We start from the raw sequence: 18472 nt of genomic DNA on the forward strand, positions 1-18472 counted from the left end.
CTTCCCGGGAAGGCGCTCACTCCTCACCGGACGCCACCAGCGCCAGCGTCCCCGAGGTCGCCGCCGCGACCAGCAGGGGGAGGGCGATGCCGTGGTGCAGGACCAGGATCCCGCCCACGACCGCTCCCGCGAACATGGTGGTCACGGCCGCCGCACGACGCAGCGAGTGGCGGCCCGCGCCGCCGCCCGCGGGGGAGTCGGAGGCCAGGCCGGTGAGGGTCATGGTCAGCACGGTGGTCGTGGTGAGGGCCGGTACGGCGAGTTTCTGCACGGTCGCGTTGCGCAGACCCATCGCGAAGGCGGTGAGCGCGATGACGAGATGGATCCGGATCCGGCCGTGCTCCGCGGTGACGAAGGCCACGGCCGAGGCGGCGGCCAGCAGGACGGCCTCGACGGCGAACGTCACCCGGGCCCAGGTGCGGCGGGAGCCGTCGCCGACCCGCCGGACGACCCGGCCGCCCGTCGCCGCGCCCGCGAGGAAGAAGGCCAGGGAGGTCGCGCAGTGGCGGGCGGAGAAGCCGGGGGCGCCCGCGGCGGCGAAGCCGAGGACCACGACGTTGCCCGTCATGTTGGCGGTGAAGACACGGCCGAGACCGAGATAGCTGATCGCGTCGATCAGACCGCTGACCCCGGTCAGGGCGAGCAGGACGGGAGTCAGCCGTACGCCGCGTGCCTCGCGGTCCGTCGCGGAGGGCTCGTTGGTCATCGGCTCAGTGGACCACGCCGGTGTGGAGAAACGGCGAAGGCGGCGGCCCCCGGGACCGGGGACCGCCGCCTTGTGCGTTCATGCCGTGGGCGTGGCTCAGTACCAGCCGTTCGCCTGCCAGAAGTTCCAGGCGGCGGCCGGGCTGCCGTAACGGGAGTTCATGTAGTCCAGACCCCACTTGATCTGGGTGGCGGCGTTGGTCTTCCAGTCGGAACCGGCCGAGGCCATCTTCGAGCCCGGGAGGGCCTGGACGAGGCCGTAGGCGCCGGAGGAGGCGTTGGTGGCGCTGACGTTCCAGTTGCTCTCGTGCTTCACGATGTTGGCGAAGGCGTTGTACTGGCCGGCGTCCGGGATCATCTTGTGCGCGATCGACTGGGCCTGGGAGGCGCTGGTCACGGTGGCCGCGTGGGCCGGGGCCGCGGTCATCGCGATGCCCGCGGTGGCGGCCGCCAGGGCGACGGTGGTGAGGGCCTTCTTCGGGCTGGCGATGCGGCGGATGACGGAGACGGACACGGAGAACCTTTTTCTTCGGGGACAGTGGCGTCGCCCGCATGCCGGAGTCACGCGGTGCGTGGCCGCTCCGCGTGAGGTGCGGTAGGTGGCTGCATGCGTCGGCGCCGAGGCCCGTGGGCTTGTCGGCGCCGTGCGACGTCATCCAGAGAAGCAGGATCGGAAGCCGTCCGCAAAGACCCCTTTTGCTAGTTGTGGCCGTACTTGGGGGGAACGCCGTTTGTGTGACCTGGCTCGCAAAGTCCAGGTCAGGGGCCCTGATGACATGGGCATGGCGCCCGATATATACCACTAGAGTGGTTAGTAGGTGATGTGAGTCATGTGGGGTGGTTCACCGTTCAAGCGCGATCGGGTGACAGCCGGCGTACGAGGGCTCACGGAGCGGGCGCGTCGAATGTGACCGGCGCCTCGAAGGCGGCCCGCCGCGTGGCCCGGCGCAGGGCGCGCAGGATCGCCGGGCCCACGGTCAGCGTCAGGACGACGGTCACGACCGCCCGCCCCAGGTCCCAGCCCAGCGAGGTCGCCACGCAGTACGCGACGAAACGCGCCACGTTGGCCGGGACCGCCGCGTCCGGGTCGAAGGCGACCCCCGACGCCAGCGTGCCCATGAAGGGCCAGCCCGCCAGATTCATCGCCGTGCCGTAGGCGAAGGCGCCGAGGAAGCCGTACAGCGCGAGCAGCGCCCGTTCCGCACGGCCCCGCAGACCCGCCCGGCCCGGGAGCAGGCCCGCGCCCATCGTGAACCAGCCCATCGCCAGCATCTGGAACGGCAACCACGGACCCACCCCGCCCGTGAGCAGCGCGGACGCGAACATCGTCACCGAGCCGAGGACGAAACCGAAGCCCGGGCCGAGGACCCGGCCGCTCAGCACCATCAGGAAGAACATCGGCTCGACACCGGCCGTGCCCGCCCCGATCGGACGCAGGGCGGCCCCCGTGGCGGCGAGCACGCCCAGCATCGCGACCGCCTTCGCGCCGAGCCCGGACTCCGAGATCGTCGCCGCCACCACCGCCACCAGCAGCACCAGCAGCCCCGCGAAGAGCCAGGGGGCGTCCTGCGCGTGCGCGTTCACCGCGGAGGCCGGAGGGGCGAGGAACGGCCAGGTGAAGGCGGTCACGCCGACCGCGCCGACCAGCAGCAGCGACAGAAGGGAGCGCGGCCCCAGCGGGACGGCTTTCACGCCAGCGCCTCCCTCACCTGCGTGACCGTGAGCCACGGCCGCGGGGCCAGGATCTTCGACACCTGCGGCGCGAAGGAGGGAGAGGAGACGACCACCTCCGCCGTCGCACCGTCGGCGATCACCTCTCCCTCCGCGAGCAGCACCACCCGGTGGGCCAGCTCGGCGGCCAGCTCCACATCGTGCGTGGCGAGGACGATCGCGTGTCCGGCCGCCGCAAGGCCGCGCACCACGGTGACCAGCCGCGCCTTCGCCGCGTAGTCCAGGCCCCGCGTCGGCTCGTCGAGCAGCAGCAGCGGCGGCCGGCCGGTCAGGACGACGGCGAGCGCGAGCGTCAGCCGCTGCCCCTCGGACAGATCGCGCGGATGGGTGCCGTCGCCGATCCCCGGGAGCAACTCACCGACCAGGTCACGGCAGGTACCGGGAACGGCCCCCGCGTCCCGGTCGGCCGCCGCGCACTCGGCGGCGACCGTGTCGGCGTACAGCAGGTCACGCGGTTCCTGCGGAACCAGCCCCACCCGGCGCACCAGCTCGCGGGGCGGTGTGCGCCGCGGGATCGCCCCGCCGACCCGGACCGTCCCGGCGGACGGCTCCACGAGCCCGGCGAAGGCGGCGAGCAGGGTGGACTTTCCGGCGCCGTTGCGGCCCATCAGGGCGACGGTCTCACCGGGGGCGACGGTCAGGTCGACGCTCCGCAGCGCCTGGATCCGGTCACGGCGGACGGACAGGGCGCGGGCCTCGACGGGGGGCGCGGCCACGGGGGTGGCCGGTGGTGGAGGGGTGCGGCGGAAGAGGCGGCGGGGCGGGGGAGGGGCCTGGACGAGGTGGGGTGCCGCAGGGACCCCGTGGACCCGGGGGTGGGATCCGTCGAGGCGGGCACGCAGGGCGGCCGCTCGACGCCGGGCGTCGCGCACCGTCAGCGGCAGAGGGGACCAGCCCGCCAGCCGGCCCAGGTCCACCACCGGCGGGTACACCGGCGATACGGCCATGATCTCGGCCGGGGTGCCCAGGCGCGGGGCCGCTCCCGGTGCCGGGAGGAGGACGACCCGGTCGGCGTACTGCAGGACGCGCTCCAGACGGTGTTCCGCGAGCAGCACCGTCGTACCGAGGTCGTGGACGAGACGGAGGAGGACGGCGAGGACCTCCTCGGCGGCGGCCGGGTCGAGCGCGGAGGTCGGTTCGTCGAGGACGAGCACGCGCGGGTGCGGGGTGAGGACCGAGCCGATCGCGACCCGCTGCTGCTGCCCACCGGAGAGCGCGGTGAGCGGACGGTCCCGCAGGGCGGCGAGGCCGAGCAGGTCGAGGGTCTCCTCGACACGGCGGCGCATCACGTCCGGGGGCAGACCGAGCGACTCCATGCCGTAGGCCAGTTCCTCCTCCACCGTGTCCGTCACGAAGTGGGACAGCGGATCCTGGCCCACCGTGCCCACGACGTCGGCGAGTTCACGCGGCTTGTGGGTACGGGTGTCCCGGCCCGCGACCGTGACCCGGCCGTGCAGGGTGCCGCCCGTGAAGTGCGGGACGAGACCGCAGACCGTACCGAGGAGCGTGGACTTGCCGACGCCGGACGGGCCCGCGAGGAGGACGAGTTCGCCCTCGGGGACGGTGAGGTCGACGTCGCGGAGGACGGGGTGGGGCGCGCCGTCGTAGGTCACGGAGACGTTCTCGAAGCGGATCACGACGGCTGCTCCTTGTGGAGGAAGGCGGGGAGGAGGCCCAGGAGGACCGCCGCCGCGGGCCACAGGGGGAGGGCCGGCGCGGTCGGCGGCACCACGCCGGGGTGCAGGGCCGCCGGGTCCGTGGTCGCGGCGAGCGTGAGGAGCGCCGCGGTCGCCGCGCCGGACGCCGCGACGAGACAGGCGCGCGGGGTCCAGCGGTCGGGGCGGTAACGGGTGCGGGGGGAGCGGCGGCCGCCGAGGCGCAGTCCGGCGAGCGCGGCGGCGAGACCGGCGAGGAGGAGGGGGAGGCCGTACGTCGCTCCGGCCGCGGTGAGCAGCCCGTACGTCCCCGCGCACACGCCGAGCAGGCCGCCCAGGGTGAGGGCGGTCGTCGTACGGCGGACCGGGGCGGGGAGGTCGGCGGTACGGCCGTAACCGCGGGCGTCCATCGCGGCGGCGAGGGCGACGGAGCGTTCCAGGGCGCCTTCGAGGACCGGGAGTCCCACCTGGAGCAGACCCCGGACACCGCTGTCCGGGCGGCCGCGCAGACGACGGGCGGCGCGCAGACGGTGGACGTCGGCGATGAGGTTCGGGGCGAAGGTGAGTGCCACGACGACCGCCACGCCCGTCTCGTACAGGGCGCCCGGGAGGGACTTGAGCAGACGGGAGGGGCTCGCGAGGGCGTTCGCCGCGCCGACGCAGACGAGGAGCGTGGCGAGGCGCAGGGCGTCGTAGAGGGAGAACAGGAGGGCCTCCGCGGTGACCCGGCCGCCGAGGCGGATGCCCTGGGCCCAGGCGGGGAGGGGGACCTCGGGGAGGGTGAGGAGGGTGTGGGTGCCGGGGATGGGGGAGCCGAGGGTGACGGTGAAGAGGAGACGGATGGCCATGACGACGAGCGCGAGTCTGAGGAAGGCCGGGTAGGAGCGGGCCCAGGGGGCGGGGGTTCTCGGACGGCAGGTGACCACGACGTAGGCGGAGGTGGCGAGGAGGAGGGCGAGGAGGAGGGGGTTGGTGGTGCGGGTGGCGGCCGTGCCGAGGGAGAGGGACCAGAGCCACCAGGCGCCGGGATGGATCGGGCGGGGTGGTGCGGGGGGTGGCGGCTGGGCGGGGGGCGTCCTGCCTGCCCGCGCCGGCGGGGGGCCGCCGCGCCCACCGCGGCTCGGGCGGTCAGTCATTCCTCCGCCGTCGTCGTGCCTGCCATACGGCGGCCGCCGCCAGTGTCGCCACCGCTGCCGCGCCCGCGTAGATGCCCACGGAGGGGCCCGAGTCCTTGTGCGACGGGTTCTTCGTCGTCGACACCTGCTCCCCGCAGCCCGTTCTCGGGTAGCCCGCGATGGCGCACAGGAGGGCGTTCGTGTCGTAGCGGAGGGGTTTGGCGACCGTGGCGAGGGCCTCGGCCGTGGTGGCGGTCGGGGGGACCCGGGCGCACGCCCAGCGCGGGGTGGGCGGGGTCTCGCCCGAGGGGGCGTCGGACGTGGTGCCGAAGTCGATGACCAGGGCGATGCGCTTCGTGCCGGACTTCGCGGGTGTGCGGGCGCAGATCGCGCCGAAGGAGGCGGCGCCGCGGGGCCGGGACGCGTCGGAGGCGCCCTCGCTGACCGCGAAACGGAAGCCCTGGACGGTGCCGTCGGCCGGGCGGGCCGTCCCCGGGCCCTCGGTCGCGTAGGTCCAGCGGTCGCCGGTGCGTTCCCAGAAGGACCAGTAGCGGTAGCCGGTGGCGTGGGCCGGGGCGGCGGCCAACAGGAGCAGCGCGAGGACCGGCGGGAGCAGGGCGCGGGCGGGGCGGATCACGGCTGCTGCCGCTTCCTGCCCCGGCCGATCAGGACGAGGCCGGCGATCGCGCCGACGAGGAGACCGGCGCCGACGGTCCGGACGGTGTTCAGGCCGCCGTCGTTCCCGTCGGAGGACGCCTGGGCGGCGGCGCCCGGCTCGGCGGTCTTCGTCGCGGTCCTGGTCTCGTCGACGCTCTCCGGGGCCGGGCCCGTCGCGTTGAGCAGGGCGACCAGGTCCTGCCCGCCGAAGTCGTGGACGTCGCCGTCCCGTGCGGCGCTCGCCGCGAGGACGAGCTGCGCGTACGCGGCCGGTCCGGCCTGGGCGGCCCAGTCGGCGGAGTGGGCCTCCAGCCAGCGCAGGGGTGCGGCGGCCTGGTCGTTGAGGTGGGCGCAGGACAGGGCGACGACCGCGTCGGCGGTGTTGCCGTAGTCGGGCTGGTCGCCGGCGCCGGGCAGCGCGGACGTGAGGTGACCGTCCTCGGCGAGGGTCTTGGCGAGCCAGGCGGCGCCGTTGGCCGCGGTCCGCTCGGGCTCGTCGGCCTGCTCGCAGCGCGGCGCGGACGTGGCGTCGTCCTGACGGGTCACGGCCAGACTCTCGCCGCCCAGGCCGAGCACGGCCGCCGCCGTCGCGTCCGCGTTGGCCACGAGGGCGCCCTTCTTGTCGGGCTGGTGGGCGAAGGCGCCGGCGTCCTCGCCCGTGCAGGGCAGGGCGAGCTTCGTGAGGGCGTCGAACGGGGACCTGCCGTTCTTGCGGACGTTCGGAACGGTCTCGCCGGCCTGGGCGAGCGCGCCGATGACGACCGACGTGGAGTTGGCGTCGGTGGCCCCGCCGGGGGAGTAGCCCCAGCCGCCGTCCGCGTTCTGGACCGACTTCAGCCAGGCCACGCTCTTGTCGACCTGGGCCTCGTGGCCACCGATCTCCGCCAGCGCCTGGACGGCGGCACCGGTGCTGTTGGTGTCGACCGTCGTCCTGGCGTCGCAGGCCTTCGCCGGGTCCGCGCGGAACGCGGCGAACGAACCGTCCGCGCACTGCTGCCCCGCCAGCCAGGCCACCGACTCGCGCGCGGGCCACACGCCCACCGTGCGCTGGGCGAGCAGTGCCAGCGACTGGCGCCACACACCGTCGTACGTCGGATCGGCGGTGCCGTACAGACCCACGGGCAGGGCGACCGACGCGGACGGGGAGGGGCCGGCGGCGACGGCGGGGGCGGAGGCACCGATCAGGGCGAGGACGGTCGCGGCGGCCGCCGTCACGGTGGCGGTGGCCATGGCGGTCGCCGTGGCGGTAGTGGTCGCGTGGGCGCCGATGGCCAGGGCGGCCGCGGCGCTGCGGCGGGACTTCATGATCGGCGGATGCCTCTCCCGGTCGGGAGGTCCGCAGGCCGGGCAGCACGGGACACCCCGGCGGCTCGACTCCGTAGACCTCGACGGTGCCGTACGACGGCGGGCCGCCGCGCACGTGAGCCGGTCAACGTCCGTACGGGGCGGTCCGGCTCACCACCGGTGGTGGCTCACGGTTGCGGGTCAGCGCCGGAATTGCACCGGCTTCCCCCTGTACGGGTGATGACGACCCGGTCACTCTACCGGCTGGTAGCCAGGACTCTGAGGGGTGGCTGTGAGACCTTCGCCGCAGCTCGACGCACCCCGCCGGGTTCTGGCCATGACCACGAGCTCGAGGAGGCGTGGGTGGTGCCCCGGGGACCGTGAGGGCTGGTCCGAGGCGGCCGCCGAGGCGGCGGTCATGGCGCGCGGACGGCGGCACGGCGTGCCGCCTGCCGGGGCACTAGAGGCGTGGGGTGGGCCGGTCGCAGGGGAGGCGCAGGGTGCGGGCCGCGAGGAGCCAGGAGCCGTCGGGGGTGCGGTGCAGGGTGTCCTCGTAGTGCCCGATCCCCACGGGGGCCGGGCCGGGCGCGGGGTCCATGCGGTACGTCGTGAAGTACGACGTCGCTCTCGCCGTGTCGGGGGAGGTCACCTCGACGCGGACGTCCGCCATCAGCCGGCGTGCGTGGCGATCGGCGGGGCGGGAGCCGAAGTGGGCGCGCAGGGCGGCGCGTCCCTTGACCAGGCGGTCGCCCTCCGGCCAGGTCCAGACGCCGTCCTCGGTGAACAGCTCGGCCACGGAGCCGGGTTCGTCGAGGTCGAGGCGGCGGACGAGGTCGAGGAGCAGGCGCCGGCAGGCGCGTTCGGCGAGAAGCTGCGCGATCGGGTCCATGGGGGAAAGCCACCAAGGGTGCCGGGACGGTTGTCAGGGCACCGTAGGGGCGTGGCGTGAACTGCGTGGATCCGGGCCGTGAACGGCGCCGCTCACCGTCGGTTTCGGGTCGTCGGGAGGGGCGTGCGTCACCGGATCGGTCCTCCCGGGTCGTCACCCGCAGGTGACGTAACCGGATCGGACCTCCCGGGACGGTCCTTTCGGGTCGTCACCCGCAGGTGACGTAACCGGATCGGACCTCCCGGGACGGTCCTCCAGGGTCGTCACCCGCAGGCGACGTACGTCGTCGGATCGCTGCCCGTGACCGCCTCCGCCCGGCCCTGTTTGACCAGTCGGCGCAGATGGGCCTCCGCCTCCGAGACGGCGATGGTGCGTGACCCGTAGGGGATCTGGTCCCAGGGGCGGTTCCACTCCATGCGTTCGGCGAGCTGCCAGGGGGTGAGCGGAGTGGCGAGGAGGGTGAGGAGGTCGGTCAGGCGGCTCTCGTGGTGGGTGAGCAGTTCACGTACCCGGGACGGGGCGTCGGTGAAGGGGTGCTGGTGGGCCGGGAGGATCTCGGCGGGGGCGAGGCGGCCGACGCGTTCGAGGGAGTCGAGGTAGTCGCCGAGGGGGTCGGTGACGGTGGTGTCGTCGGGGTCCTCGTAGAGGCCGATGTGGGGGGTGATCTCGGGGAGGAGGTGATCTCCGGAGAAGAGCCGGCCGTGGCCGGTGAGGCCCGCCGGGTGTTCCTCCTCCAGGTGGAGGCAGACATGGCCGGGGGTGTGCCCCGGAGTCCAGATCGCGCGCAGCCGGCGGCCGGGCAGCTCGAGCAACTCGCCGGGGACGATCTCGCGGTCGGGCAGGGCGGGCGAGAGCCCGGGCAGCGTACGGCGCCGGGCCGTCCGCAGCGGCGCGATGTGCTCCTCGGGGGCGCCCGCCGCGGCCAGCTTGTCCGCCATGTACGTGTACCAGCGCTCGGTGCGGGTCCCGCGCGCCCGGCGCACGATGGACGCGTCCGCCGCGTGCATCGCCACCCACGCCCCGGACACCTCCCGCACCTTGCCGGAGAGGCCGTGATGGTCGGGATGGTGGTGCGTGATGACGACCCCCCGCACCTCGGACACGGCCGTACCGCAGACCGCGAGCCCGTCGACGAGCGCGTCCATCGACGCCGGGTCGTCCCACCCCGTGTCGATCAGCACCGGCCCCCGGTCGGTGTCCACGACATACACCAGCGTGAACCCCAGGGGATTGTCCGGGATGGGCACCCGCAGGGACCGCACACCCCCGCCATGATCGAACGTCGTCGTCATCTGCCCTCCGTCCCCCTGCCGGACCCCTGGCCCGAAGCGCGGCACGACCCATGGCCATTGCCCACTATAACTAGAACTGGTATCAGTTCCTGAAACACCGTCAGAAATGATGCGGACGAAGGCAGTGGCCATGGCTGAGCTCGTGGAACACGGAAAGCTGTTCATCGGCGGAGAGTTGACGGACCCCCTGGGCGATGCCGTCATCGAGGTGATCTCGCCGCACACCGAGGAGGTCATCGGGCGGGTGCCGCACGCCTCCGCGGCGGATGTGGACCGGGCCGTCGCCGTCGCACGGCGGGCGTTCGACGAGGGGCCCTGGCCCCGGCTGTCGCTCGACGAGCGGATCGCGGTCGTCTCCCGCATCAAGGACGGGATCGCGATGCGCCACGAGGAGATCGCCCGGGTGATCTCCTCCGAGAACGGCTCCCCGTACTCCTGGAGCGTCCTCGCGCAGGCCCTCGGCGCGATGATGGTGTGGGACGCGGCGATCACCGTCGCCCGGGGCTTCACCTACGAGGAGCGCCGCGACGGCGTGCTCGGGAAGATCCTCGTACGGCGCGAGCCGGTAGGGGTCGTCGCGGCCGTCGTCCCCTGGAACGTCCCCCAGTTCGTCGCCGCCGCCAAGCTCGCGCCCGCACTGCTCACGGGCTGCTCGGTGATCCTCAAGCCGTCGCCGGAGTCCCCGCTGGACGCGTACCTCCTCGCGGACATCGCACGCGAGGCGGGGCTGCCGGAGGGGGTGCTGTCGATCCTGCCGGCGGACCGCGAGGTCAGCGAGTACCTGGTCGGGCACCCCGGTGTCGACAAGGTCTCCTTCACCGGCTCGGTCGCGGCGGGCAAGCGGGTCATGGAGGTGGCCTCCCGCAACCTCACCCGCGTCACGCTGGAGCTCGGCGGCAAGTCGGCGGCGATCGTGCTGCCGGACGCCGATCTGCAGGGCGCGGTCGCCGGGATCGTCCCGGCCGCCTGGATGAACAACGGGCAGGCCTGTGTCGCCCAGACCCGTATCCTCCTGCCGCGCTCGCGCTACGACGAGTTCGCCGACGCCTTCGCCTCCGCCGCGAGCGCCCTCGTCGTCGGGGACCCGCTGGACCCGGCCACCCAGGTGGGCCCGCTGGTCGCCGAGCGGCAGCAGCGCCGCAACCTCGACTACATCCGCATCGGCCAGGAGGAGGGCGCGAAGGTTCTGACCGGCGGCGGCCGTCCGGCGGGCCTGGACCGGGGCTGGTACGTCGAGCCGACCCTCTTCGGCGACGTCGACAACTCCATGCGGATCGCCCGCGAGGAGATCTTCGGCCCGGTGATCTGCCTCCTCCCCTACGGCGACGAGTCGGAGGCGCTGAAGATCGCCAACGACTCCGACTACGGGCTGAGCGGCAGCGTGTGGACCGCCGACGTGGCGCACGGCATCGAGGTCGCGAAGCAGGTCCGTACGGGGACGTACTCCGTCAACACCTTCAGCCTCGACATGCTCGGACCGTTCGGCGGCTACAAGAACTCCGGACTGGGGCGGGAGTTCGGGCCCGAGGGCTTCGGCGAGTACCTCGAGCACAAGATGATCCATCTGCCGGCGGGCTGGGAAGGCTGAGAGGGGCCATGGGGGACCGTTGGCACGTGGAGGTCGACCGCTCGCTGTGCATCGGCTCGGCCCAGTGCATCCACCACGCCCCGGACGGCTTCCGCCTCGACACCGCCCGCCAGTCCCACCCGGTCGACCCGGACGCGGACGCGAACGAGCGGGTGCTGACGGCGGCGGAGAGCTGCCCGGTGGAGGCGATCGCGATCACGCTGCTGGGGAGCGGGGAGGCGGTGTTCCCGCCGGAGGACTGAGACCCCCACCTCGTTGAAAAAATCTTCCTTTGGGGGGTTCCATCCGGTTTGAGGAGTTCTATCCTGGAAGTGGCCTACGAGGCGAGTGAGGGAGTCCGACCGGAGTAGCCGACCACAGCGAGACGCGAAGGCATCCGCTGAGGCCGACGTCGACGGTAGGGCTGAGAGGCCGAAAAGCAGCAGTCGGGCTGGACGGCGACCCCCAACACCTGATCCGGGCAATACCGGCGAAGGGAACCCGTCTCGTAGGTTCTTCGCGTCCCGTACGGTGCGGTCGTGACCGAGGACGAGTACAGCGCGGCCGACATCCGGATCGTCGAGGGCGTCGAAGCCGTGCTCCGTGGGCCCGGCATGTACTTCGGCGTCGGCCTGGACAGCCCGCGCCTGCCGACGCGGGCGTTCGAGCAGGTGGTGGGCTGGTCGCTGCATCCGGCCACGCGGGTCGCTCCCGTGCACGCCCTGCGCGTCGAGGCGGAGATCCTCGGCGACCTCGCTTTCCGCGTCGTCGACGACGCGTCCGAGGCGCTGGGGGAGGACGGAACGCCCCGCATCGGCTTCGGTTCGCTCATCGGCCCCGACCGCTGGTGCTGCTGGGCCGTCTCCGCCGTGAGCGCGCGTACCGTCGTCGAGGTCTGGCGCGACGGCCGTGGGCTGCGGCAGGAGCTGGCCGGCGGCGGGCCGCTCGCGGAGCCGGAGCGGTTCACGCCGCCCCCCGGGGCGGGGACCCGCATGGAGTTCCAGCTCGACGAGGCGTCCCTCGCCCCTGGCGCGGCGATCACCGCCGCCCTGAGCTCACTGGACCTGCACGGCTCGGCGTGCGAGGAGTCCGCCGGGCCGTTCCGTCTTCTCCTGCGCGACCTGCGGTGAGTAGTCCGCCGGTCCGGTCACCTGCGCCGGGGCAATCTGCGGTGATCGGTCCCGCGGGGCGTGTCGGCCCGCGTCTGTGCGATCTGCGGTGAGCAGTCCGCCGGTCCGGTCACCGGCGCCGGGGCGATCCGCGGTGATCGGTCCCGCGGGGCGTGTCGGCCCGCGCCTGCGTGATCCGTGGGGATCAGGCCGGCGGCCTGTTCGGGTCCGTTACGTCGATCAGGCGGCACACCGTCTCGATGTCGATGCGGACCTGGGCGATGGAGGCCCGGCCCGAGAGCCAGGTGATCAGGGCCGAGTGCCAGGTGTGCTCGATGACGCGGACCGCCGACAGCTGCTCGGGGGTGGGGTCGCTCAGGCCCATCGCGTCGAGGATGATCGCGGTCGTCTGCCGGGAGACCTGGTCGACCTCGGGGGAGACGCTGCGGTCGGCGAACGTCAGGGCGCGGACCATCGCGTCCGCCAGATGCGGCTCGCGCTGCAACGCGCGGAAGGCGCGCATCAGCGTCTCCGCGACCCGCTCCGCCGGACGGTCCCCGGACGGCGGCTTCTTGCGGAGCGTGCCGTGCATGTGCTCGAGCTGGTCCTGCATGGTCGCGACCAGCAGATGCACCTTGGACGGGAAGTAGCGGTACAGCGTGCCGAGCGCGACCTGCGAGGACTCGGCGACCTCCCGCATCTGCACCGCGTCGAAACCGCCCCGGCTGGCCAACTGCGCGCTCGCGTGCAGGATGCGCCGGCGGCGGGCCTCCTGCCGCTCCGTGAGCGGGGAGGAGGCGGGGCGCTGGGTGGACTCTTCCGCAGGCATGGGGCACCGTTCCGTGACAGTCGGTGAGGGTCGGTGATCACACAGCATGGCAGGGCCGCCGGGTCGCTGTGAGCCGTGGCGTGAATCACCTGATCCACTTCTCCCAGCACCCCTACCTGCCGGTAGATTCGGAGCCTCCCGAACGATCAAGTCTGAAACTTGTTCTACATTAGCGTCTCGTCGTAACCTCGCGGGACAGTGCAGGCAGAAGGGGGCCCGGAGTGACCGCTGAGGCCAGTCAGGCGGGGTCCCGGCGTGACCTCGCCGCCGACGGCGGGCGACCGCTCGACATCGCGCTCCTCACCTATAAGGGGAACCCGTTCTGCGGCGGCCAGGGTGTCTACGTACGGCACCTCTCCCGCGAACTGGTCCGGCTCGGCCACCGCGTCGAGGTCATCGGCTCCCAGCCGTACCCCGTCCTCGACGAGAGCCACGACGGCCCGACCCTGACCGAGCTGCCCAGCCTCGACCTCTACCGCTCCCCGGACCCCTTCCGCACCCCCGGGCGCGACGAGTACCGCGACTGGATCGACGCCCTCGAGGTCGCCACCATGTGGACCGGAGGCTTCCCGGAGCCCCTGACGTTCTCCCTGCGCGCCCGCCGCCATCTGCGCGCCCGCCGCGGTGAGTTCGACGTCGTGCACGACAACCAGACCCTCGGCTACGGCCTGTTGGGCGATGTCGGCGCCCCCCTGGTCACCACCATCCACCACCCCATCACCGTCGACCGGCAGTTGGAGCTCGACGCCGCCGACGGCTGGCAGCAGCGACTGTCCAAGCGCCGCTGGTACGCCTTCACCCGGATGCAGAAGCGCGTCGCCCGCCGACTGCCCTCCGTGCTCACCGTCTCCGGCACCTCCCGCCGGGAGATCGTCGACCACCTCGGCGTCCGCGACGACCGCATCCACGTCGTCCACATCGGCGCCGACACCGACCTGTTCTCCCCCGACCCGGCCGTGCCCGTCGTACCCGGCCGGATCGTCACGACCTCCAGCGCGGACGTCCCCCTCAAGGGCCTGGTCTTCCTCGTCGAGGCCCTGGCGAAGGTCCGCACCGAGCACCCCGACGCCCACCTCGTCGTCGTCGGCAAACGCCCCACCGAGGGACCCGTCGCCCACACGATCGAACGCTACGGCCTCGAAGGCGCCGTCGAGTTCGTCAAGGGCATCTCCGACGCCGAACTCGTCGACCTCGTGCGCTCGGCGGAGGTCGCCTGCGTGCCGTCCCTGTACGAGGGCTTCAGCCTGCCCGCCGCCGAGGCCATGGCCACCGGGACCCCGCTCGTCGCCACCACCGGCGGCGCCATCCCCGAGGTCGCCGGACGCGACGGCGAGACCTGCCTCGCCGTACCCCCGGGCGACGCGGGCGCCCTCGCCGCCGCCCTCGGCCGGCTCCTCGGCGACGCCGACCTGCGCGCCCGGCTCGGCGCCGCCGGACGCGACCGCGTCCTGCGGAACTTCACCTGGGCACGCGCCGCCGAGGGAACCGTGGCCCGCTACCGCGAGGCGATAGCCGGGGGCGCCCGCCGCCCGGCGACCGGGATGCCCGAAGATGTTGACGTCGTAAACCGAGCATCCGATCGCGAAAGCAGGGCCACGTGCTGACCGTCGACTTCTCCAGATTCCCGCTCGCCCCGGGCGACCGAGTCCTGGACCTCGGCTGCGGAGCCGGCCGGCACGCCTTCGAGTGCTACCGGCGCGGCGCCCAGGTCGTGGCCCTCGACCAGAACGGCGAGGAGATCCGCGAGGTCGCCAAGTGGTTCGCCGCGATGAAGGAGGCCGGCGAGGCCCCCGAGGGCGCCACCGCCACCGCCATGGAGGGCGACGCCCTCGCCCTGCCCTTCCCCGACGAGTCCTTCGACGTCGTCATCATCTCCGAGGTCATGGAGCACATCCCCGACGACAAGGGCGTCCTCGCCGAGATGGTCCGGGTACTGAAGCCCGGCGGCCGCATCGCCATCACCGTGCCCCGCTACGGCCCCGAGAAGGTCTGCTGGGCGCTCTCCGACGCCTACCACGAGGTCGAGGGCGGCCACATCCGCATCTACAAGGCCGACGAACTCCTCGCCAAGATCCGCGAGGCCGGACTCAAGCCGTACGGCACCCACCACGCCCACGCGCTGCACTCGCCGTACTGGTGGCTCAAGTGCGCCTTCGGCGTCGACAACGACAAGGCGCTGCCGGTCCGCGCGTACCACCAGCTGCTGGTCTGGGACATCATGAAGAAGCCCCTCGCCACCCGGGTCGCCGAACAGGCGCTCAACCCGCTCATCGGCAAGAGCTTCGTCGCCTACGCCACCAAGCCCCACCTGCCCCGCACCGGCCTCGAGGCGGCCGCCCGGTGACCACCCCCCGGACAGAACACCTCGTCCTGCCCGGGGTCCTCACCGCCGAGCAGGCCGCCGCGACCGTCGCCGGCATCCTCGCCGTACAGCGGGAGGACGGCGCGATCCCCTGGTTCCGGGGCCATCACCTCGACCCCTGGGACCACACCGAGGCCGCGATGGCCCTGGACGCCGCGGGAGAACACGAGGCCGCTGAACGCGCCTACCTGTGGCTCGCCCGGCACCAGAACGAGGACGGCTCCTGGTACGCCGCCTACGCCGACGGCGCCTTCGACGACGTCACCGACACCGGGCGCGAGTCCAACTTCGTCGCCTACATCGCCGTGGGCGTCTGGCACCACTACCTCTCCACCGGCGACGACACCTTCCTCGACCGCATGTGGCCGGCCGTCTACGCGGCCGTCGAATGGGTGCTGCGACTCCAGCAGCCGGGCGGGCAGATCGGCTGGCGGCAGGACGACGACGGCACCCCCACCACCGACGCCCTCCTCACCGGCTCCTCCTCCATCCACCAGGCACTGCGCTGCGCGCTCGCCATCGCCGAACAGCGAGAAGAGCCCCAGCCGGACTGGGAGTTGGCCGCGGGCGCGCTACGGCACGCCATACGACGCCACCCCGAGCGGTTCCTCGACAAGGACCGCTACTCCATGGACTGGTACTACCCCGTGCTGGGCGGCGCGCTGACCGGCGCCGAGGCCAAGTCCCGCATAGAGGCGGACTGGGAGCGCTTCGTCGTCCCCGGATTCGGTGTGCGGTGCGTCGTACCCAACCCCTGGGTCACCGGCGGGGAGTCGGCCGAACTCGCCCTCGCCCTGTGGGCGATGGGCGAGTCCGACCGGGCGCTTGTCGTTCTCCAGTCCATTCAGCATCTGCGGGACCCGGAGTCGGGGCTGTACTGGACGGGGTACGTGTTTGAGGACCAGGCGATATGGCCGCAGGAGCTGACTACTTGGACCGCGGGGTCCTTGCTGCTCGCGGTGGCTGCGCTGGGGGGCCATGAGGCCACGTGCGCGGTGTTCGGGGGTGAGCAGCTGCCCTGGGGGCTCGAGGCGGACTGCTGCGGGTGACCCGTCCGTTGTGGCTGGTCGCGCAGTTCCCCGCGCCCTCAAGGGGCACCCCTTGAGGGGCGCTCCTGGCGGGCGCTCCCGTCGGCGGCGCCCTCAGTGGCGGTGGACTCGATTCGCGATCGCGTGTCCGATGAAGAGGTACACCACCGCCGCCAGGCCGTAACCGGCCACCACCCTCGCCCACGCCTCGTCGAAGGTGAACAGGTCGTGGGACCAGCCCGCCAGCCAGCGGGCCACGTCATGGACGAACTGGACGAACTCGTTGCCACGATTGGCGTCCAGCAGGTACATGAGGATCCACAGGCCCAGGATGAGGGCCATCACGTCGGCCACGACCGCGATGACGGTGCCGGCCTGGTTCGCGCCGTTGCGATATCGGGACATGCCCTCCGGGTTACCGCTCCCACGCGTCCGAAACCCCGCTCCGCGAGAGGCCGTCATTTCGCCACCGCCGACGTGGAGTTGACCCTTCCGGGGCGCCCTGTTCGAAGGGGTCGCCGATGATCCTGGTCCCCTTGAGTGGCAGGAGGGCCGTTGTCCGACCCCGGAAGACACGCGATCGAGGAACCCCGACTCACCACCCGGTGAACCCGATCGCCATCTTCCTCTGAACCCTACGCGTTCAGCTCGGCCAGCACCCGCAGCGTCTGCGGGTCCGGGGCCACGACCAACAGGTCCGTCACCGGCCCCTTGCGCCACAGCTCCAACCGCTCCGCGATCCGCTCACGCGGCCCCACCAGCGAGATCTCGTCCGCGAAAGCGTCCGGCACCGCCAACACCGCCTCCTCCCGCCGCCCCGCGAGGAACAGCTCCTGGATCCGCCGCGCCTCCTCCTCGTACCCCATCCGCCCCATCAGATCCGCATGGAAGTTACGCGTCGCGTGCCCCATGCCCCCGATGTAGAACCCGAGCATCGCCTTGACCGGCAACAGCCCCTCCGACACATCCGCACACACCGTCGCCCGGACCAGCGGAGCGACCACGAACCCCTCCCGCAGCTCACCCAGCCCCGGCCCGTACGCGTCCGGCCGGCTCGGCGACCAGTACAACGGCAGCCACCCATCGGCGATCCGCACCGTCTGCGCCACGTTCCGCGGCCCCTCCGCCCCCAGCAACACCGGCAGATCCGCCCGCAACGGATGCGTGATCGACTTCAACGGCCGCCCCAACCCGGTGCCGTCCGGGCCCCGGTACGGAAGAGCATGGAACCGCCCCTCCGACTCCACCGGCCCCCGACGCGCCAGCACCTGCCGTACGACGTCCACATACTCCCGGGTCGCGGTCAGCGGCGACTTCGGAAACGGCCGCCCGTACCAGCCCTCCACCACCTGCGGCCCCGACAACCCCAGCCCCAGCATCATCCGCCCACCCGAGAGATGGTCCAGGGTCAACGCGTGCATGGCCGTCGTCGTGGGGGAACGGGCCGCCATCTGCGCCACGGCCGTCCCCAGCCCGATCCTCGTGGTCCGCGCCGCGATCCAGGTGAGCGCGGTGAACGCGTCCGAACCCCACGACTCCGCCGTCCACACCGAGCCGTACCCGAGCCGCTCCGCCTCCAGCGCCAGCTCCACATGCCCGGGCGCGGGGCCACGACCCCAGTAACCGAGCGCGAGACCGAGCCGCATACCTGCCTCCTGACGATCCGTCAGACACGGGGGCTGCGACTGTACGACAGCGGCCCCCCGGCCCGGAAGGGCGAGGGGCGGTCTGTGTGGCTGTCTGTGACGTGCGTGCGAGGCGTTGGCATGGACTCGTTTCGGCCCCTCGCGGGAGTCGGGGTTGCTGCCGCCGTGTCTCCCTGGGGTGAGGTCAGGCGCCCGGCTCTGCCCGCTCTCCGGTCAGCAGAGTTCCAGTGACCCGTGATGGTTTGTCAAGTTGTCGAAGTACATCCAGCCTGTCGTGTCGGTGCCTGCTATGCGCCCGTACACCCAGTAGTTGTCGTATGCGTTTACCAAAAGGCACCAGTAGTAGAATTTCTGGCCCTTGGCGAAGATGCCCTTCGAGGCGCATTCGCCGTACGGTGCCTTCCGGAGATTTGCGTCCTTGTAAAGGTATGCGTACCCGTCCGAGTTGTTGGTGTACCAAGCGGGCAGGCTGCAAACACCTGCGGCGCTGGCGCTCGTCGCGCTGACCCCGATGAGGGATCCTGTGAGGAGCGTGGTTGCCAGCGCCAACGACGCGATGCGCTTCTTCATGATGCTCCTTGGGGGAAGTGTCCTGTGCATGAC

At 72.5% G+C, this 18472-nt stretch carries 19 protein-coding genes and 1 riboswitch; of the genes, 6 read left to right on the top strand and 13 right to left on the bottom strand.

What is annotated here, in order from left to right:
* Positions 1 to 16: 16 nt before the first annotated feature.
* The 9 genes from OG852_RS33945 to OG852_RS33985 all read right to left on the bottom strand — a co-directional run bounded on the left by OG852_RS33945 (position 17) and on the right by OG852_RS33985 (position 9328).
* The gene (locus OG852_RS33945; protein ID WP_133909805.1) at positions 17 to 706 is read right to left on the bottom strand and encodes a YoaK family protein; all 690 of its coding nucleotides are present in this window, start codon (positions 704 to 706) and stop codon (positions 17 to 19) included.
* A gap of 96 nt (positions 707 to 802) precedes the next feature.
* Positions 803 to 1219, bottom strand: a complete 417-nt coding sequence (locus OG852_RS33950) for a transglycosylase SLT domain-containing protein (RefSeq protein WP_133909806.1) — start codon at positions 1217 to 1219, stop codon at positions 803 to 805.
* A 371-nt stretch (positions 1220 to 1590) separates the two neighbouring features.
* A complete protein-coding gene (locus OG852_RS33955) occupies positions 1591 to 2397 on the bottom strand; it encodes an ECF transporter S component (protein WP_330349928.1) in 807 nt (268 codons plus the stop codon).
* Positions 2394 to 4073, bottom strand: a complete 1680-nt coding sequence (locus tag OG852_RS33960; RefSeq protein ID WP_330349929.1) for an ABC transporter ATP-binding protein — start codon at positions 4071 to 4073, stop codon at positions 2394 to 2396. The genes OG852_RS33955 and OG852_RS33960 overlap by 4 nt, the downstream gene beginning before the upstream one ends.
* Entirely contained in the window at positions 4070 to 5227 is a 1158-nt protein-coding gene (locus OG852_RS33965; protein ID WP_330349930.1) for a CbiQ family ECF transporter T component, read from the bottom strand. Before OG852_RS33965 ends, OG852_RS33960 begins: the two co-directional genes overlap by 4 nt.
* A complete protein-coding gene (locus OG852_RS33970) occupies positions 5220 to 5843 on the bottom strand; it encodes an SCO2322 family protein (RefSeq protein WP_330349931.1) in 624 nt (207 codons plus the stop codon). The genes OG852_RS33965 and OG852_RS33970 overlap by 8 nt, the downstream gene beginning before the upstream one ends.
* Complete coding sequence (locus tag OG852_RS33975) at positions 5840 to 7093, bottom strand: prenyltransferase/squalene oxidase repeat-containing protein (protein WP_330351543.1); 1254 nt, start codon at positions 7091 to 7093, stop codon at positions 5840 to 5842. Before OG852_RS33975 ends, OG852_RS33970 begins: the two co-directional genes overlap by 4 nt.
* A gap of 156 nt (positions 7094 to 7249) precedes the next feature.
* Positions 7250 to 7427: riboswitch (cobalamin riboswitch) on the bottom strand.
* A gap of 180 nt (positions 7428 to 7607) precedes the next feature.
* Positions 7608 to 8036 (bottom strand): nuclear transport factor 2 family protein, encoded by a 429-nt coding sequence (locus OG852_RS33980; RefSeq protein WP_330349932.1) that lies wholly within the window; start codon positions 8034 to 8036, stop codon positions 7608 to 7610.
* A 263-nt stretch (positions 8037 to 8299) separates the two neighbouring features.
* Positions 8300 to 9328 carry an MBL fold metallo-hydrolase gene (locus tag OG852_RS33985; RefSeq protein ID WP_330349933.1) on the bottom strand — a complete coding sequence of 343 codons (1029 nt, stop codon included), beginning with the start codon at positions 9326 to 9328 and terminating at the stop codon, positions 8300 to 8302.
* Positions 9329 to 9458: 130 nt separating this feature from the next.
* Here OG852_RS33985 and OG852_RS33990 point away from each other — a divergent pair, with 130 nt between their 5' ends.
* The 3 genes from OG852_RS33990 to OG852_RS34000 all read left to right on the top strand — a co-directional run bounded on the left by OG852_RS33990 (position 9459) and on the right by OG852_RS34000 (position 12025).
* Complete coding sequence (locus OG852_RS33990; RefSeq protein ID WP_330349934.1) at positions 9459 to 10916, top strand: aldehyde dehydrogenase; 1458 nt, start codon at positions 9459 to 9461, stop codon at positions 10914 to 10916.
* An 8-nt stretch (positions 10917 to 10924) separates the two neighbouring features.
* Positions 10925 to 11158 (top strand): ferredoxin, encoded by a 234-nt coding sequence (locus OG852_RS33995; RefSeq protein ID WP_330349935.1) that lies wholly within the window; start codon positions 10925 to 10927, stop codon positions 11156 to 11158.
* Between the two features lie 276 nt (positions 11159 to 11434).
* Positions 11435 to 12025 (top strand): hypothetical protein, encoded by a 591-nt coding sequence (locus OG852_RS34000; RefSeq protein WP_133909812.1) that lies wholly within the window; start codon positions 11435 to 11437, stop codon positions 12023 to 12025.
* Positions 12026 to 12209: 184 nt separating this feature from the next.
* On the opposite strand, the gene OG852_RS34005 is transcribed toward OG852_RS34000, so the two are convergent.
* Complete coding sequence (locus OG852_RS34005; protein WP_133909813.1) at positions 12210 to 12833, bottom strand: TetR family transcriptional regulator; 624 nt, start codon at positions 12831 to 12833, stop codon at positions 12210 to 12212.
* A 221-nt stretch (positions 12834 to 13054) separates the two neighbouring features.
* Here OG852_RS34005 and OG852_RS34010 point away from each other — a divergent pair, with 221 nt between their 5' ends.
* From OG852_RS34010 to OG852_RS34020, 3 genes are read left to right on the top strand one after another with little or no spacing between them, the layout of a single operon-like run.
* Positions 13055 to 14437 (top strand): glycosyltransferase family 4 protein, encoded by a 1383-nt coding sequence (locus OG852_RS34010; RefSeq protein ID WP_330349936.1) that lies wholly within the window; start codon positions 13055 to 13057, stop codon positions 14435 to 14437.
* Positions 14431 to 15177: a class I SAM-dependent methyltransferase gene (locus tag OG852_RS34015; RefSeq protein ID WP_133909815.1), complete on the top strand. Its 747-nt coding sequence runs from the start codon at positions 14431 to 14433 to the stop codon at positions 15175 to 15177. The genes OG852_RS34010 and OG852_RS34015 overlap by 7 nt, the downstream gene beginning before the upstream one ends.
* The gene (locus OG852_RS34020; protein WP_133909816.1) at positions 15174 to 16244 is read left to right on the top strand and encodes a prenyltransferase; all 1071 of its coding nucleotides are present in this window, start codon (positions 15174 to 15176) and stop codon (positions 16242 to 16244) included. The genes OG852_RS34015 and OG852_RS34020 overlap by 4 nt, the downstream gene beginning before the upstream one ends.
* 93 nt (positions 16245 to 16337) lie before the next feature.
* Here the strand turns inward: OG852_RS34020 and OG852_RS34025 are convergent, their stop codons facing one another.
* The 3 genes from OG852_RS34025 to OG852_RS34035 form a co-directional block, all read right to left on the bottom strand.
* Positions 16338 to 16628 carry a hypothetical protein gene (locus OG852_RS34025; RefSeq protein ID WP_133909817.1) on the bottom strand — a complete coding sequence of 97 codons (291 nt, stop codon included), beginning with the start codon at positions 16626 to 16628 and terminating at the stop codon, positions 16338 to 16340.
* 230 nt (positions 16629 to 16858) lie between these two features.
* The gene (locus OG852_RS34030; protein WP_133909818.1) at positions 16859 to 17869 is read right to left on the bottom strand and encodes an LLM class F420-dependent oxidoreductase; all 1011 of its coding nucleotides are present in this window, start codon (positions 17867 to 17869) and stop codon (positions 16859 to 16861) included.
* Positions 17870 to 18082: 213 nt separating this feature from the next.
* The gene (locus tag OG852_RS34035; protein ID WP_133909819.1) at positions 18083 to 18439 is read right to left on the bottom strand and encodes a hypothetical protein; all 357 of its coding nucleotides are present in this window, start codon (positions 18437 to 18439) and stop codon (positions 18083 to 18085) included.
* Between the last annotated feature and the right edge of the window lie 33 nt (positions 18440 to 18472).

It is taken from the genome of Streptomyces sp. NBC_00582 (assembly GCF_036345155.1).
Classification (GTDB): Bacteria; Actinomycetota; Actinomycetes; order Streptomycetales; family Streptomycetaceae; genus Streptomyces.

Coding starts and splice junctions, on each gene's coding strand:
- OG852_RS33945 (WP_133909805.1), bottom strand. CDS start 706: ATGACCAACGAGCCCTCCGCGACGGACCGCGAGGCACGCGGCGTACGG.
- OG852_RS33965 (WP_330349930.1), bottom strand. CDS start 5,227: ATGACTGACCGCCCGAGCCGCGGTGGGCGCGGCGGCCCCCCGCCGGCG.
- OG852_RS33975 (WP_330351543.1), bottom strand. CDS start 7,093: ATGGCCACCGCCACCGTGACGGCGGCCGCCGCGACCGTCCTCGCCCTG.
- OG852_RS33980 (WP_330349932.1), bottom strand. CDS start 8,036: ATGGACCCGATCGCGCAGCTTCTCGCCGAACGCGCCTGCCGGCGCCTG.
- OG852_RS33985 (WP_330349933.1), bottom strand. CDS start 9,328: ATGACGACGACGTTCGATCATGGCGGGGGTGTGCGGTCCCTGCGGGTG.
- OG852_RS33990 (WP_330349934.1), top strand. CDS start 9,459: ATGGCTGAGCTCGTGGAACACGGAAAGCTGTTCATCGGCGGAGAGTTG.
- OG852_RS33995 (WP_330349935.1), top strand. CDS start 10,925: ATGGGGGACCGTTGGCACGTGGAGGTCGACCGCTCGCTGTGCATCGGC.
- OG852_RS34005 (WP_133909813.1), bottom strand. CDS start 12,833: ATGCCTGCGGAAGAGTCCACCCAGCGCCCCGCCTCCTCCCCGCTCACG.
- OG852_RS34025 (WP_133909817.1), bottom strand. CDS start 16,628: ATGTCCCGATATCGCAACGGCGCGAACCAGGCCGGCACCGTCATCGCG.
- OG852_RS34030 (WP_133909818.1), bottom strand. CDS start 17,869: ATGCGGCTCGGTCTCGCGCTCGGTTACTGGGGTCGTGGCCCCGCGCCC.
- OG852_RS34035 (WP_133909819.1), bottom strand. CDS start 18,439: ATGAAGAAGCGCATCGCGTCGTTGGCGCTGGCAACCACGCTCCTCACA.